General features: G+C 64.1%; 13 protein-coding genes. 6 read left to right on the top strand and 7 right to left on the bottom strand.

Going from position 1 to position 14620, the window contains the following annotated elements; all coding sequences use genetic code 11:
- Window positions 1–20 precede the first annotated feature (20 nt).
- A complete protein-coding gene (locus FFS45_RS12295; protein WP_137954920.1) occupies window positions 21–1079 on the bottom strand; it encodes a phosphotransferase in 1059 nt (352 codons plus the stop codon).
- Between the two features lie 227 nt (window positions 1080–1306).
- Here FFS45_RS12295 and FFS45_RS12290 point away from each other — a divergent pair, with 227 nt between their 5' ends.
- From FFS45_RS12290 to rsmA, 4 genes are all read left to right on the top strand, one after another.
- Window positions 1307–3673 (top strand): LPS-assembly protein LptD, encoded by a 2367-nt coding sequence (locus FFS45_RS12290; RefSeq protein ID WP_137954919.1) that lies wholly within the window; start codon window positions 1307–1309, stop codon window positions 3671–3673.
- Between the two features lie 67 nt (window positions 3674–3740).
- The gene (locus FFS45_RS12285; protein WP_137954918.1) at window positions 3741–5135 is read left to right on the top strand and encodes a peptidylprolyl isomerase; all 1395 of its coding nucleotides are present in this window, start codon (window positions 3741–3743) and stop codon (window positions 5133–5135) included.
- 5 nt (window positions 5136–5140) lie between these two features.
- A complete protein-coding gene (gene pdxA, locus FFS45_RS12280) occupies window positions 5141–6154 on the top strand; it encodes a 4-hydroxythreonine-4-phosphate dehydrogenase PdxA (RefSeq protein WP_137954917.1) in 1014 nt (337 codons plus the stop codon).
- A gap of 32 nt (window positions 6155–6186) precedes the next feature.
- A complete protein-coding gene (rsmA, locus tag FFS45_RS12275) occupies window positions 6187–7020 on the top strand; it encodes a 16S rRNA (adenine(1518)-N(6)/adenine(1519)-N(6))-dimethyltransferase RsmA (protein ID WP_137954916.1) in 834 nt (277 codons plus the stop codon).
- A gap of 3 nt (window positions 7021–7023) precedes the next feature.
- On the opposite strand, the gene FFS45_RS12270 is transcribed toward rsmA, so the two are convergent.
- Window positions 7024–7962, bottom strand: a complete 939-nt coding sequence (locus FFS45_RS12270; RefSeq protein ID WP_137954915.1) for a DMT family transporter — start codon at window positions 7960–7962, stop codon at window positions 7024–7026.
- A gap of 238 nt (window positions 7963–8200) precedes the next feature.
- On the opposite strand from FFS45_RS12270, the gene gloA reads away from it, so the two are divergent.
- Entirely contained in the window at window positions 8201–8587 is a 387-nt protein-coding gene (gene gloA, locus FFS45_RS12265) for a lactoylglutathione lyase (protein ID WP_137954914.1), read from the top strand.
- Window positions 8588–8647: 60 nt separating this feature from the next.
- Window positions 8648–9043 carry a nuclear transport factor 2 family protein gene (locus FFS45_RS12260; protein ID WP_137954913.1) on the top strand — a complete coding sequence of 132 codons (396 nt, stop codon included), beginning with the start codon at window positions 8648–8650 and terminating at the stop codon, window positions 9041–9043.
- Window positions 9044–9067: 24 nt separating this feature from the next.
- Here FFS45_RS12260 and FFS45_RS12255 read toward each other — a convergent pair whose 3' ends face one another.
- From FFS45_RS12255 to glyQ, 5 genes are read right to left on the bottom strand one after another with little or no spacing between them, the layout of a single operon-like run.
- Complete coding sequence (locus FFS45_RS12255; RefSeq protein WP_137954912.1) at window positions 9068–9931, bottom strand: SprT family zinc-dependent metalloprotease; 864 nt, start codon at window positions 9929–9931, stop codon at window positions 9068–9070.
- Between the two features lie 59 nt (window positions 9932–9990).
- Complete coding sequence (locus FFS45_RS12250) at window positions 9991–10749, bottom strand: lysophospholipid acyltransferase family protein (protein ID WP_137954911.1); 759 nt, start codon at window positions 10747–10749, stop codon at window positions 9991–9993.
- 39 nt (window positions 10750–10788) lie between these two features.
- Window positions 10789–11349 carry a D-glycero-beta-D-manno-heptose 1,7-bisphosphate 7-phosphatase gene (gene gmhB / locus FFS45_RS12245; protein ID WP_137954910.1) on the bottom strand — a complete coding sequence of 187 codons (561 nt, stop codon included), beginning with the start codon at window positions 11347–11349 and terminating at the stop codon, window positions 10789–10791.
- Between the two features lie 24 nt (window positions 11350–11373).
- The gene (gene glyS / locus FFS45_RS12240) at window positions 11374–13479 is read right to left on the bottom strand and encodes a glycine--tRNA ligase subunit beta (RefSeq protein WP_137954909.1); all 2106 of its coding nucleotides are present in this window, start codon (window positions 13477–13479) and stop codon (window positions 11374–11376) included.
- A 15-nt stretch (window positions 13480–13494) separates the two neighbouring features.
- On the bottom strand, window positions 13495–14502 hold the full coding sequence (gene glyQ, locus FFS45_RS12235; protein WP_137955062.1) for a glycine--tRNA ligase subunit alpha: 1008 nt from the start codon (window positions 14500–14502) through the stop codon (window positions 13495–13497).
- Between the last annotated feature and the right edge of the window lie 118 nt (window positions 14503–14620).

The following is a 14620-nucleotide window of genomic DNA, read 5'->3' as shown; positions in this document are numbered from 1 at the left end:
GTGCGCAGGGCTCAGGAAGCTCAGAAGGTATAACCGACTTCGGCGGCACGGCCTTCCAGCTCGTCGAGCAGCTTTGCGAACGGCGCCAGCGGCCGGTAACGCTCGGCCACTTTGCGTGCATAGCCGATAAAGCGCGGCAGGTCCTTCATGTAGTGCGGCTTGTGGTCCCGGTAATTGATCCGGCAAAACAGGCCCAGCACCTTGATGTGCCGCTGCAGGCCCATCCATTCGAGTTGCCGGTAGAACTCGCCGAAATCCGCATCGACCGGCAGGCCGGCCTTTTTCGCGTGCTCCCAGTAGTACGCGAAGCAGTCGAGCTCGAACTCCTCATCCCAGCTCAGGAATGCGTCGCGCAACAGCGAGGCGACGTCATACGTGATCGGCCCATAGACAGCGTCCTGGAAGTCGAGTACGCCGGGGTTCGCCGGATTGGGCGCGGGCATCACCATCAGGTTGCGCGGCATGAAATCGCGCAGCATGAACACCTGCGGCTGCGCCTGGGCGCTGGCGACCAGCAGTGCGAAGGTGCGGTCGAGCACGCCGCGGGTCTTTTCGTCGACTTCGCGGCCCAGATGGCGGCCGATGAACCACTCCGGCAACAGCTCCATTTCGCGGCGCAGGAAGGCTTCGTCGAAGGGCGGCAGCACGTCCGGTTGTGAGGCGAGCTGCCAGCGGATCAGCGCGTCGAGCGCGTCGCGCATCAGCGTCTTCGCGTTGTCCGGCGTCAGCGCACTGAGGTAGGACGTGGTGCCCAGATCGGTGACGAGCATGAAGCCGGCCTCGAAATCCACCTCCAGCACCCGCGGCACATTCACGCCGGCCGTGCTTAGCAACTGCGCGACTTGCACAAATTCGCGGCACTTTTCCGGCGGCGGGGCGTCGACGGCGATCAGCGTCGTGCCCGTGGCGTCTTCCGCATCCTTACCCGCCAGCCGGAAATAACGGCGGAAACTGGCGTCGCTGGAGGCGGGCGCGAGCGTTGTCAGGTCGAGCGCATAACGGTTCGCGTGACTTTGCAGCCAGGCAGTGAGCAAGGACAGTCGGGTGTCGGAGGATTGGGAGGCGAGGGGCAGCGTCATGAAAACCGGAAGGCAAATTCAGGGGGGCAACGTCTTGCCATATAATACCCCACGACTTTTTTGACGCGACTCGCGCCAGCTTTCGCTCATCCCGCTTTGCCGCCCGCCTCATCGTTCGACCGGTTGTAAATATTGATTGATGGGTAGCCGACCGTCATGGCCGGGCTGCTCAGGCGGAGGACTGTGATTGCAGGAGCTGGCACCCGGGTCGATTCGCCAAACGATACATGCCGCCTAGACAGCTTTCCCAAACGACTCCCTTTCGCGGTGGTGTGCCACGCCGAAGGCGGCTCGTCGCGGCGTTGCTTGCCGTGCCGGGCCTGATGCCCGCGCTTTCGCACGCCCAGTTGTCGGGCGACGCGGCGCAACCGCAGCCGATCGACGCGCCGTGGGGCATGCGGCTTGCCCCGCAGCTCGAAGAGCATCCGTTGCAGCCGGACCAGAAGCCGGCGACCTTCGTGCTGGGCGACTACACGAGCGGCACCACGGACCAGGACCTTGCCGCCAAGGGTTCGGCCGAAGTGCGCCGTCCCACCTTCACGATCAAGGCCGACGCGCTGCACTACGATCAAGACACCGACATGGCCGACGCATACGGCAAGGTGCGTGTGATCAACAGCGGCACGAGCTTCGTGGGGCCGGAAGCGCATATGCAGGTGGATTCGAGCGAGGGTTACATGACCACGCCGAAGTACCACTTCAACATGACGGGCGGCTCGGGTAGCGCGGCGCGTGTCGACATGCTCGACAATGAACGCTCGGTTTTCTCGCAGGGCACCTATACGGCGTGTCAGTGCGAGAGCAATCCGGCATGGTATATCCGCGGCAGCGAGTTCGATTTCGATACCGGCGCCGACGAAGGCGTGGCGCACAACGCCGTGGTGTTCTTCCAGGGTGTGCCGATCTTCGGTTCGCCGTGGCTGTCGTTCCCGTTGTCCGGCGACCGGCGCAGCGGCTTCCTGCCGCCCACCTTCTCGCTCGGCTCGACCAACGGGTTCGAGATAAACCTGCCGTACTACTTCAATATCGCGCCGAACCGCGACTTGTTGTTGACGCCGAACTACATCTCGAAGCGTGGTCTGGAGCTGAACGAGACATTCCGCTATCTGTCGCCGAACTACTCCGGCACGATCAGCGGCACGTTCCTGCCGGACGACGCGATCACGAAGACCAACCGTTACGCGCTGTTCATCCAGCATAACCAGAACTTCGGTAACGGTTTCGGCGGCTACATCTACTACAACAAGGTCTCGGACAGCCAGTTTCCGGAAGACCTTGGCTCGGTGTCCAGCCAGATCCTCAACGGTACGCAGCTGCTGTACCAGCAGGAAGCAGGGCTGACGTACAACAACGGCCCGTGGTCGGTGCTGGCGCGCGAGCAGAACTGGCAGACGCTCTACCCTTCGACCGCGCCGTATGGGCGTGAACCCGAACTGAACGTCAAATACGCCCAGTACAACATCGGCGGCTTCGATTACGGCGCGGTCGGGGACTTCTCGCGTTTCCGTATCACGACCGCGGATTCGACCGAAGGCGACCGGATCACCTTCGACCCGTACGTGTCGTATTCGGTGGTGGGCCCGGGTTACTTCGTGACGCCGAAGGTGCAGTGGCACTTCGCGTCGTACGACCTGAGCAATATCGGCACCGGCTCGCCGGCTGGCCAACCGAAGAATTTTACCGAGTCGGTCCCGACCTTCTCGTTCGACACCGGCCTGATTTTCGAGCGTTCGGTGCAGCTGTTCGGTCAAGACTACATTCAGACCCTCGAACCGCGGCTGTACTACGTCTACACCCCGTACCGCAATCAGTCGTTCGCGCCGCTGTTCGATACCGCTGACGCGGACTTCGGGCTGGCGGAGATGTTCACGCCGAATACGTTCGTCGGCGACGACCGGATCGCCGATGCGAACCGTCTGACGGCTGCCATCACCACGCGTTTCATCAACCCGGCTACGGGCGACGAGCGCGCGCGTTTCGTGCTGGCGCAGCAGTACTACTTCCAGGACCAGCGCGTCACGCTGCTGCCGACGCAGACGCCCGCGCAGGCCACCCACTCGGACCTGATTGCCGGGGCTTCGCTCAAGCTCGGGGCCGGTTTCGCGTCGGAAACCGCGGTCCAATATAATGCGGACAATAACCGGCTTACCCAGAGCAGTATCGGCTTCGGTTTCAGCCCGGAATCGGGCAAGGTGATCAACCTTGCCTATCGGTACACGCGTGCCGATACGACGCTGGACAACACGCCGGTCAACCAGATCACCATTTCGGCACAGTGGCCGCTGACGCACCACGTGTATAGTGTGGCGCGCCTGAACTACGATCTGCAGGGGCACGCGATCGTCGATAGCCTGATCGGCCTGCAGTACGATGCGGATTGCTGGGTGTTGGGCATTGGCGTGCAGCGATACGCCGACGGCGTCAACAGCACGAATCAGCCGACCCAGGGAACGCGGTTACTGGCGCAGATTACGTTCAAGGGCTTGTCGAGCGTCGACAACGGCTTGATCAACGCATTCCGCTCCGGCGTGCCGGGCTATACGCCACTGCCGCCGCCTCCGGCGCCGGAGGCGCGTTTTACCAATTACGACTGACGGTTGTGTGAACGTCTATAGAATGCGCAAAGACGGGCGGGGCGCGCCCGACATCATTGGAGTATCTGTGGGAATCATGAAAAAGCTTCGCTTGGCATCGCTCGCGGCCGGTCTGGCCGCTGCGGCCTCTTTCCTGTCGGTCGCGCCAGCACAGGCGCAGGATCTGCCTAACGCGGCGCGGCAGGCGCCGGTGGCGGTCAACAACGGCCAGACGGTCGATACGATCGCCGCCGTGGTCAATGACGGCGTGATTACGCAGCGCGAGCTCGACGAGCGCGTCGGCCTGATCGCGCACCGTCTGCAGCAGCAAAATGCACCGATTCCGCCGACCGACCAGTTGCGTCAGCAGGTGCTGAACCAGATGGTGCTGGAGCGCATCCAGTTGCAGCGCGCCAAGGAAGACAACATCACCGTCGACGACGCCGCCGTGCAGAAGACGCTCGAGAGGCTCGCTGCGGCGAACAACCTGCCGCTCGACGTGTACCGCTCGAAGATCGAGGCCCAGGGCGTGCCCTGGTCGACCTTTACGCGCGATGCCCGCACGGAGCTGATCCTGTCGCGTCTGCGTGAAAAGGAAGTGGATAGCAAGGTGACGGTGTCGGATGCCGAAGTGGCCAACTACATTGCCAGCCAGCGTGGGCCGAACGTCGGCCTGACGAGCGACCTGCACCTCGAACACATCCTCGTGAAGGTGCCGGCCAACGCGGCGCAAAGCGATATCGTCGCGGCCGAGCAGAAGGCCCAGGCCATCCTGCAACAGGCCACCACGGGCGACACGAAGTTCGAGAAGCTCGCCAAGTCCGATTCGCAGGCAGCCGACGCATCGAAGGGCGGCGACATGGGCTTCCAGTCCACCACGCAACTGCCGCCTGAGTTCGTGAAGGCGGCTGCGACGCTGCGTCCGGGCGAAGTGAATCCGGACCTGATCCGCACCGCGGACGGTTTCGAGATCATGCGCCTCGTTGAGCGCCGCGCCGCGCAAGGCGCCGCGAGCTCCGATTCGACCCATCTCACGCAAACTCATGTGCGCCACATCCTGCTGCGTGTCGGCGACGGTATGTCGGAACCGGCGGCGCGTCAGAAACTGCTCGAAATCAAGCGTGAAATTTCCGAAGGCGGCGACTTCGCCAAGTTCGCGCGCACCTATTCGCAGGACGGTTCGGCCTCGCAAGGCGGCGATCTCGGCTGGATCAGCCCGGGTGAGACCGTGCCGGAATTCGAGCGCGCCATGAACAGCCTGCAGGACGGCCAGATCAGCGAGCCGGTGCGCAGCGAATACGGCTACCACCTGATCCAGGTGCTGGGCCGCCGCGAGGCGGAAGGGTCGGTGGCGCAGCAGATGGATCTGGCGCGTCAGGCGATCGGCCAGCGCAAGGCGGAACAGGCCTACGCGGACTGGCTGCGTGAATTGCGCGATACCGCTTATGTCGACGTGAAGGTCGGCAAGCCGAGCCTGCAATAAGTCTCATGACAACGGCCGCCCAATCGTCCCGCGCCGCGCTGCAGATCGCGATCACGACCGGCGAACCCGCCGGCGTCGGTCCCGAGCTGGCCGTGCAGGCGTTGGCGGGGGCGGCCGCGCACTGGCCCGACGCGCATTTCACCGTATTGGGCGATGCGGGACTGCTTGCCGAGCGGGCCCGCGCGGTCGGCGTGAATTGGGAGGCGCTCTCCGGCGCCGCACAAGCGCGCATCCGCGTGCAGCATCAGCCGCTTGGCGTGCCGTCGCAGGCGGGCAAGCTCGACGCCGCCAACGGGCGCTACGTGCTGAATCTGCTCGATAGCGCCATCGACGGCGCGGTGGCCGGCCAGTTCGACGCAATCGTCACCGCGCCGCTGCAAAAGAGCACCATCAACGATGCCGGTGTGCCGTTCACCGGTCACACCGAGTATCTGGCTGAGCGTACGCACACGCCGCACGTGGTGATGATGCTGGCCGGCACCGGCCAGCGGCCGCTGCGGGTCGCGCTTGCCACCACGCACCTGCCGCTCAAGGACGTTTCGGCGGCGCTGACGGTGGAGAGCATCGTCGGCACGCTGCGCATCATCGACCACGACCTGCGCCACCATTTCGGCTTGCCGGCGCCGCGTATTCTCGTGACCGGGCTGAACCCGCACGCGGGTGAAAACGGCTACCTGGGTCACGAGGAAATCGACGTCATCGCGCCCGCCCTGAAGCTCGCGAACGGCGAGGGCATCGACGCCCGCGGCCCGTATCCCGCCGACACGCTGTTCCAGCCGCGTTACCTGAACGAAGCCGATTGCGTGCTGGCGATGTTCCACGATCAGGGCCTGCCGGTCCTGAAATACGCGACCTTCGGCGAAGGCATCAACATCACGCTCGGCTTGCCGATCATCCGCACCTCGGTCGATCACGGCACGGCGCTCGACCTCGCAGGCACCGGCCGCGCGGATTCGGGCAGCCTGATTGCCGCCATCGACACCGCTGTTTCGATGGCGCGCCACCGTCGCGCGGCCTGAGTTTTTTCGTTCCTTTTTTGTAGCGTCATTCGATGTCCACCAGCAGACAGCACCAGGGCCATTTCGCGCGCAAGCGTTTCGGACAGAATTTTCTGGTCGATACCGGCGTGATCGATTCGATTGTCGACGTGATTCGTCCGCAACGCGGCGAACGTATGGTCGAAATCGGACCGGGGCTCGGCGCCCTCACCGAGCCGCTGATCGAGCGCCTCGCCACGCCCGAAGCGCCGCTGCATGCAGTCGAGCTGGATCGCGACCTGATCGTGCGGCTCAAGAAGAAGTTTGGCGACCTGCTCGAACTGCATTCGGGCGATGCGCTCGATTTCGACTTCGGCTCGCTGGCCGCGCCCGATGCGCCGGACGGCAAGCCAACGCTGCGCATTGTCGGCAACCTGCCGTACAACATCTCAAGCCCGCTGCTGTTCCATCTCGCTACGTTCGCACATTGCGTAATCGATCAGCACTTCATGCTGCAGAACGAGGTGGTCGAGCGGATGGTGGCGGAGCCGGGCAGCAAGGCGTTTAGCCGCCTCTCGGTGATGCTGCAGTACCGCTATGTGATCGACAAGCAGCTCGATGTGCCGCCTGAGTCGTTCCAGCCACCGCCCAAGGTCGATTCGGCGATCGTGAGGATGATCCCGTACGAGCCGCATGAAATGCCTCAGGTCGACGAGCAGGTGCTTGGCGAAGTCGTGACCGCGGCGTTCTCGCAGCGTCGCAAGATGCTGCGCAATACGCTCGCTGCGTTACGCCATGTGGTGGACTTCGAGGCGATCGGCTTCGATCTGCAACGCCGTGCCGAGGACGTGCCGGTTGCCGAGTATGTCCAGGTGGCGCAACTGGTGGCCGCGGCGCCCAGGCGCTAAGCGCTAGGCGCCGCGCCGCCGCGCCGGGGCATTGACGAGCGCGATGCCGGCCAGCACCAGCAGTGCGGCGAGCAGAAACCGCACGCTGAACGATTCCCCAAGCAGCAGCACGCCAAAGGTGACGCCGAACAGCGGCGTCAGGAACGAGAACACCGACAGGCGCGACGCAATGTAGCGCGTCAGCAGCCAGAACCAGACCAGATAGCTGACGAAGGCGACGACCACGGCCTGATAACCGAGGCTAAGCAACGCCATCGGTGTCATCGTCGCCGCTTTCACCTGCCCCAATCCCGCTGCCAGTGCGAGCAGCGCCACCGCCGACACCGCCAACTGGTAAAACAGCGTCTTGCTGGCGCTCGACTGGGCAAGACGGGTCGCACGTACTACGACCGTTGTTGCGGCCCATGCCACCCCGGCTAGCACGCCGAGTGCGTCGCCGGTCACACCTGCGAGCGTCGAGCTTTGACTGCCTGCATGAGCGTGTGTGAAGCCGTCGGCGAACGCCAGCGCCATGCCCGCAAAGGCGACCACGATGCCGGCCCACTGGATGCGGCGCATGCGCTCGCCGTCGACGAACCAATGCAGCCCCAGAGCCGTGAAACACGGTGCGGTATACAGGAATACCGCCATGCGCGAGGCACTGGTCAGCGTCAGGCCGAGGAAAATGCACACGAATTCGCCCGCAAACAGCACGCCGGCAAGCAACCCGGCGCCGAGTGTCCCGTCGTCGCGGAACAGCGGCGTGCCGCGGGTGCGCGCCCAGCCCCACACCAGCAGCGCGGCGATGGCGGAGCGCACGCCCGCCTGAAAAATCGGCGGCAGAAACGTATTGGTGCTCTTGATGGCCACCTGCTGAAGGCCCCAGATCGCACAGAGCGCGATCATGGTCAGGATGGCAAAGCTGTCGGGGGCGCGGCGCGCGGGCAGGGCGGTGGTGCTCATCGGATGGTTATTGTCGGCAGGAAGCGGGGCGCTGAAGCGCCGGCTACAGGCGCGGGATCGAGCATCCGCCTTACGATAACAAAAGCGGCACGCCCCGGGTTCGATGACCCCTTTGTGCGAATGTATTCCGTTCGCGCTCTGCTGGAGCGCAACATCCGCGAGCCGGCGAGGCCCGCAGCAACGTTGTGCGATTCCTGGTACATTTACGTCCTCGACATCAAGCAACAGGGAGTACGCGATGCGCCTTCTTCACACCATGCTCCGGGTCGGCAACCTGGATCGTTCCATCAAGTTCTACACTGAATTGCTCGGCATGAAACTGCTGCGCCGCAACGACTATCCGGAAGGCAAGTTCACGCTGGCCTTCGTCGGCTATGAGGACGAAAGCGATGGCACCGTGCTTGAGCTGACCCACAACTGGGATACCGAGTCGTACGATCTCGGCAGCGGTTTCGGTCACCTGGCAGTCGAAGTCGAAGACGCGTATGCGGCGTGCGACAAGATCAAGGCGCAAGGCGGTACAGTTGTGCGCGAAGCCGGTCCGATGAAACACGGCACTACCGTGATCGCTTTCGTGACCGATCCGGACGGCTACAAGATCGAGTTCATCCAGAAGAAGCAATAAGCTTCACGCGAGCGGTGCGCCGCGACCTGCGCCGGTCGGCGGCAATCATGGACAGCAACGATGAGCGACGCGAATCCCTACTTCGACGAGATCCAGGCCGTCAACGCCGCGGTTCAGGCGTGGTATGCCGGCGCAGCGCAAGCGGGTGCGCTGGACCGCCTGATGGCGCATTTCTCCACGCAATTTTCGATGATTCTGCCGAATGGCGCGACGCTCGACTGGCCGGCGCTGCGCGAGATTTTTGCGCAGTACGGCGGGAAGCGGCCGAACTTCGAAATTGAGATTACCGGCTGCACGATCATTGCCCAGTATCCGGGCGGGGCCGTGGTGCGGTACAACGAAAGGCAATCCGACGGCGGCGAGCGCAACCTGCGGCGCTCGACGGCGGTGCTGGAAATGGACGCGCACGCCACGGTGCGGTGGCTGCATCTGCAGGAAACGTTCTGCGCGGAATGAACGCTTCGCTGCAGCACTTTTACTTCACAGCGTAGGCAGCAACTCGGGCGGATGATGCTTGAGCGTCTGCCGCGCTTCGCGGAATTCCGGAAAAATCGATTCGACCGTTTGCCAGAAGCGCGGGCTGTGATTCATCTCGCGCAGATGCGCGAGTTCGTGGGCAACGACGTAATCGATGATCGAAAGCGGGAAGTGAATCAGCCGCCAGTTGAGGCGGATCTTGCCGTCGCTCGAACAACTGCCCCAACGCGTTGCCGCTGACGATAGCGCGTAGGCGCGATAGCTCACCCCCAGCTTCTCGGCGTAGATCGCCAGGCGCTCGCCGAACAGGCGTTTCGCTTCGCCTTGCAACCAGCCTTGCACGCGATCCTTGATCTGCTGCGGGTCGGCCTGCAACGGTAACGGCAGCGCGAGCGCGGCCTGCTCTGCATCGAAGGCGAGCGTTCCTTGCGGTGCACCAAGCGTCACGCGCACCGGTTGCCCAAGGTACGGCACCTGGGCGCCGTCCTTCCATTCGACCCGCGGCAGCGCGCGCTGTTCGACGCGTGTCTGCCATTCAATCAGCTTGGCGAAAATCCAGCGCTGCTTTTCGCTGATCGCGGTTTCGATGTCGGCCAGCGTGACCCAACGTGGTGCGGTGATCATCAGGCCGCTGCTGTCGATCGCAAAACCAATCGAGCGGCGCGACGAGCGCTTCAACTGATAGTGGAGCGTCTGCGTGCCGAGCGTCAGGCTGCGCAGCTTCGAGCCGTCGGGCGCGCGGGGAGCGTCCGGCTTCTGCGACGAAGGCGGCGTGGACGGCGGGAGGGCCGGCTCGGCGAAGAGCGGCAGATCGAGTTGCCGGCTATCGAGCGCCGCAGCGGGCTGCGGCGTGGGAGACTTCTGCATCGGTTTCGGCTTCGGGCAATACGCCCCGGCGCTAATACGCCGTCGAGGGCGTGGGCGCGTCAGATTCGAGCGGCGGCGGACGTGCCGGCTTCAGCACGGTACGCGGCAGGATCGATGCGGCGCATCTCTGCTTCGATCCACGTTTCGACGCGCGTGTTCACTTCATCGGGCGTGAGCCCCTTCGTCTCGATCGGCTTGCCGATCGACACTGTGACTATACCCGCATATTTGAGAAACGAGTTGCGTGGCCACACACGTCCCGCGTTGTGTGCGATCGGCACGACGGGTGCGCCGGTCGCTACCGCGAAGCGCGCGCCGCCCGTTTTGTACTTGCCTTGCGTGCCGGTGCGGGTGCGTGTGCCTTCCGGAAACATGATGATCCACGCCCCTTCTTCCATGCGCGCCTTGCCTTGCGTGGTGACGGACTCGAACGCGTACTTGCCGTCCTTGCGATTGATATGCACCATCTTCAGCAAGCCGAGCGCCCAACCGAAGAACGGGACGTACAGCAGTTCGCGCTTGAACACGTAGCACAACGGCCGCGGCATCAGCGCCGGGAACGCCAGCGTCTCCCAGGCCGACTGGTGCTTCGACAGCAGCACGGCAGGGCCGTCCGGGAGATTCTCGAAGCCCTCGATCCGGTACTCGATGCCGTTCAGGTGGCGCACCACGGCGAGCGTCGATGTGCACCAGCCGGCTGCCATCCAGTAGCGGCGCTCGGCGCGCATGAATGGAAAAGCGATGAAGCAGGCGATCGCGTAGGGGATCGTGTAGACCACGAGGTAGATCAGCAGCAGCAGCGAACGGAGGAAGCGCATCGGCGGGGCAGTCAGTGTTAAGGACGCGCGGAGGTCGCGTCAGGCGTGTTCTGTGGCGAGAAAGTCGAGCGCGAAGGCGCGCAGATCGTCGTGGACTTTGGTGCCTTCCGGCAGGCCGCCAGCCTCGAGCGTCTTGCGGCCCTTGCCGGTCAGCACCAGATGCGGCGCGAAGCCGAGCACGGCGCCGGCTTGCAGATCGCGCAGCGAGTCGCCTACGACCGGTGTCTCCTCCGGATCGGCCTCGAAACGCTCGGCAATCATCTTCAGCATGCCGGGCTTCGGCTTACGGCATTCGCAGTGATCCTCAGCCGTGTGCGGGCAGAAGAACACCGCGTCGATGCGTCCGCCGACCGCCGCAGCCATGCGATGCATTTTCAGATGCATCGCATTGAGCGCGTTCATGTCGAACAGGCCCCGGCCAATGCCCGACTGGTTCGTGGCAATCGCAATGCGATAGCCGGCCTGGTTAAGCCGGGCAATCGCTTCGAGGCTGCCGGGCAGCGCGACCCACTCGTCCGGCGACTTGATGAAAGCGTCCGAATCGACGTTGATCACACCGTCGCGGTCGAGGACGACGACTTTTTTAGGGCTGGTCGGCATAGCGCGCTCGCCTGGTTGCGTCGGTTAGGCTGCGAGCCTGGAGATGTCGGCAACGCAGTTCATCTGCTGATGCAGTGCGCCGAGCAAGGCCAGACGGTTAGCGCGCAACGCCGGATCTTCGGCGTTGACCATCACGTCGTTGAAGAACGTGTCGACCGGTTCGCGCAGGGCCGCGAGTGCAGTGAGCGCACCCGTGTAGTCGTGCGCCGCCAGTTGCGACTGAACGCGCGGGGCCACCTGTTCGAGTTGCGCGTACAGGGCTTTTTCTGCGGCTTCGCTCAGCAGGTTGACTTGCACGCCACCCACTGGCGCGCCGTCCGACTTCTTCAGGATGTTCGAAATGCGCTTGTTTGCCGCGGCAAGCGAAGCGGCTTCACTGAGAGCCGAGAATTCGCGCACCGCATCGAGACGCGCGACGATGTCGTTCAGGCGCGTGGGATTGAGCGCCAGCACCGCGTCGATTTCACCGGCCGAGTAGCCGCGTTCGCGCAGGAGGCCGCGCAGGCGGTCCATGCAGAATTCGTAGATGGCTTGCGTCGAATCGGCGACGTTCGGCACCGCGGCGAATTGCGCATAAGCGCTGCGCAGCAATTCGACGAGATCGACCGGCAACTGCTTTTCGACCAGAATCCGCAGCACGCCGAGCGCATGGCGGCGCAGTGCAAACGGGTCTTTCTCGCCAGTCGGTTGCAGGCCGATGCCCCAGATGCCAACCAGCGTTTCGAGCTTGTCCGCCAGTGCGACGACGGTGCCGGTTGCCGTGGCCGGCAAGGCATCGCCGGAGAAGCGCGGTTGATAGTGCTCGGTACACGCAAGCGCGACTTCTTCCGGCTCGCCGTCGTGGCGCGCGTAGTACGTGCCCATTGTGCCTTGCAGCTCGGGGAATTCACCGACCATGTCGGTGATCAGATCGGCCTTGGCGAGCCGTGCGGCGCGCTTCGCGAGCGCGACATCGGCGCTCGTCAAGGCGGCAATCGCACCTGCAAGCGCTTCAACCCGTTCGACGCGTTGCAGCGCCGAGCCGAGCTTGTTGTGATACACGACGTTGGCGAGCAGCGGCACGCGCTCGGCGAGCGGCTTCTTCTTGTCCTGCTCGAAGAAGAATTTCGCATCGGCCAGACGCGGGCGCACGACGCGCTCATTGCCTTCGACGATGTCGCCTGGCGTCGCCGTCTCGATGTTCGAGACGATCAGGAAGCGCGAGCGCAGCTTGCCGCTGGCGTCGGTCAGCGCGAAGTACTTCTGGTTCGTCTGCATGGTCAGGATCAGGCATTCCTGCGGCACTTGCAGGAATTCGTCCTCGAAACGGCAGGTGTAGACCACCGGCCATTCGACCAGCGAGGTCACTTCGTCGAGCAGCGCTTCCGGCATTACCACCTTGTCGCCCTCGGCCTGCGCGAGCAGGTGGGCGCGGATGGCTTCCTTGCGATCAGCGAAACTGGCGACCACGCGGCCTTTGTGATGCAGCGTTTCGGCATACGTATCGGCGTGCTGGATCGCCACCAGACCGTCGGAGAGGAAGCGATGGCCGAGCGTGGTGTCGTCGGAATCGATGCCGAGCGCCGTGACCGGCACGACCTGTTCGCCGTGCAACACCGTCAGGCGATGCGCCGGACGCACGAACTGGATATTGGTGCCGTCGGGACGCTGATACGTCATGCCCTTCGGAATCGGCAGCTTCGTGACGTTCAGCGTTTCGTCGAGCGCGGCTTGCAGGCCTTCTGCGAGCGTTGCGCCCGGCGCGGCATAGCGCAGGAAGAAGGCGTCGGCCTTGCCGTCCGAGGCGCGCTCGAGATCGTTCACCGAGAAGTCGGGGAAGCCCAGCGCGGCGAGTTTCTTGGCGAGCGGCGCGGTGGGCTGGCCGTCCTTGTCGAGCGCGACCGATACCGGCAGCACTTTTTCGCGCACGTGCTTTTCCGGCGCAACGCTGCGCACGTTCCTGATCGTGACGGCGAGACGGCGCGGCGTGGCGTAACGTTCGAACGACAGCTCGCCTTCGATCAGGTCGCGCGCGGCGAGGCGCTGGGCGATCCCTTCGGCGAAGGCGTCGCCGAGACGGGCGAGCGCCTTGGGCGGCAATTCCTCGGTCAGCAGTTCGACGAGGAGGGTGGCGTGTTGGGGATGAGTCATGTGTTCGTGTTCTCGTCAGTCCGCGTCGATCTTGCGTTCGACTTTGAGCGGCGGCGCCCAGGCGGGCATCGCGGCGTCCTGTTCGTCCGTGGTGAGGCCGGGCACGCCGTGCACCGGATTGCCGAGCATCGGGAAGCCGAGCTTCTCACGCGATTCGTAGTATGCCTGCGCCACCTGGCGCGACAGATTGCGAATCCGGCCGATATACGCCGCACGCTCGGTCACCGAGATCGCGCCGCGTGCGTCGAGCAGGTTGAACGTATGGCCGGCTTTCAGTACGAGTTCGTAGGCCGGCAGCGCGAGCGGCACTTCCATCATGCGCTTCGCTTCCGCTTCGTAGCTGTTGAAGAACGTGAACAGCAGATCGGTGTTCGCGTATTCGAAGTTGTAGGTGGACTGCTCGACTTCGTTCTGGTGGTACACGTCGCCGTAGGACAGGCGGCGCAGTTCCGGGCCGTTCGGGCCTTGCTCTTCCCACTCGGTCCACACCAGGTCGTAGACATTCTCGACCTTCTGCAGGTACATGGCCAGACGCTCGAGCCCGTAGGTGATTTCGCCGAGCACCGGCTTGCAGTCCAGACCGCCCACTTGCTGGAAGTAGGTGAACTGGGTGACTTCCATGCCGTTTAGCCACACTTCCCAGCCGAGGCCCCACGCGCCGAGCGTCGGGTTTTCCCAGTCGTCTTCCACGAAGCGCACGTCGTTCTGCTTGAGGTCGAAGCCGAGGGCTTCGAGCGAGCCGAGGTACAGGTCGAGGATGTTTTCCGGCGCCGGCTTCAACACCACCTGGTACTGGTAGTAGTGCTGCAGGCGGTTCGGGTTCTCGCCGTAGCGGCCGTCCTTCGGGCGGCGCGACGGCTGCACGTAGGCGGCGCGCCACGGCTCCGGGCCGACCGCGCGCAGGAACGTGTGGACGTGGGAAGTACCCGCGCCGACCTCCATATCGATCGGCTGGAGCAGCGCGCAACCCTGCTTGTCCCAATAGGATTGCAGCGTCAGGATGATTTGCTGAAACGTGAGCATGAAGTGCCTTTCGGGCATGGAGGCCGCGCCGCTGGCGCCGGGGCGCGCGAGGCGGCCGTGGAGCAAAGTGCTAAACGGGAGATTTTAACGGAAAGGGCGGGGGGTGAGGATTTTTGGG

Origin of the sequence: Burkholderia sp. 4M9327F10, from assembly GCF_005503145.1 — a bacterium.
GTDB lineage: Bacteria > Pseudomonadota > Gammaproteobacteria > Burkholderiales > Burkholderiaceae > Paraburkholderia.
The sequence above is the reverse complement of the archived record's forward strand: the minus strand, read 5'-3'. Positions and strand labels throughout refer to the sequence as shown.

Excerpts from the sequence above, each read along its gene's own strand:
- FFS45_RS12295 (WP_137954920.1), bottom strand. The coding sequence starts at position 1,079 with ATGACGCTGCCCCTCGCCTCCCAATCCTCCGACACCCGACTGTCCTTG.
- FFS45_RS12290 (WP_137954919.1), top strand. The coding sequence starts at position 1,307 with ATGCCGCCTAGACAGCTTTCCCAAACGACTCCCTTTCGCGGTGGTGTG.
- pdxA (WP_137954917.1), top strand. The coding sequence starts at position 5,141 with ATGACAACGGCCGCCCAATCGTCCCGCGCCGCGCTGCAGATCGCGATC.
- rsmA (WP_137954916.1), top strand. The coding sequence starts at position 6,187 with ATGTCCACCAGCAGACAGCACCAGGGCCATTTCGCGCGCAAGCGTTTC.
- FFS45_RS12270 (WP_137954915.1), bottom strand. The coding sequence starts at position 7,962 with ATGAGCACCACCGCCCTGCCCGCGCGCCGCGCCCCCGACAGCTTTGCC.
- gloA (WP_137954914.1), top strand. The coding sequence starts at position 8,201 with ATGCGCCTTCTTCACACCATGCTCCGGGTCGGCAACCTGGATCGTTCC.
- FFS45_RS12260 (WP_137954913.1), top strand. The coding sequence starts at position 8,648 with ATGAGCGACGCGAATCCCTACTTCGACGAGATCCAGGCCGTCAACGCC.
- FFS45_RS12255 (WP_137954912.1), bottom strand. The coding sequence starts at position 9,931 with ATGCAGAAGTCTCCCACGCCGCAGCCCGCTGCGGCGCTCGATAGCCGG.
- FFS45_RS12250 (WP_137954911.1), bottom strand. The coding sequence starts at position 10,749 with ATGCGCTTCCTCCGTTCGCTGCTGCTGCTGATCTACCTCGTGGTCTAC.
- gmhB (WP_137954910.1), bottom strand. The coding sequence starts at position 11,349 with ATGCCGACCAGCCCTAAAAAAGTCGTCGTCCTCGACCGCGACGGTGTG.
- glyS (WP_137954909.1), bottom strand. The coding sequence starts at position 13,479 with ATGACTCATCCCCAACACGCCACCCTCCTCGTCGAACTGCTGACCGAG.
- glyQ (WP_137955062.1), bottom strand. The coding sequence starts at position 14,502 with ATGCTCACGTTTCAGCAAATCATCCTGACGCTGCAATCCTATTGGGAC.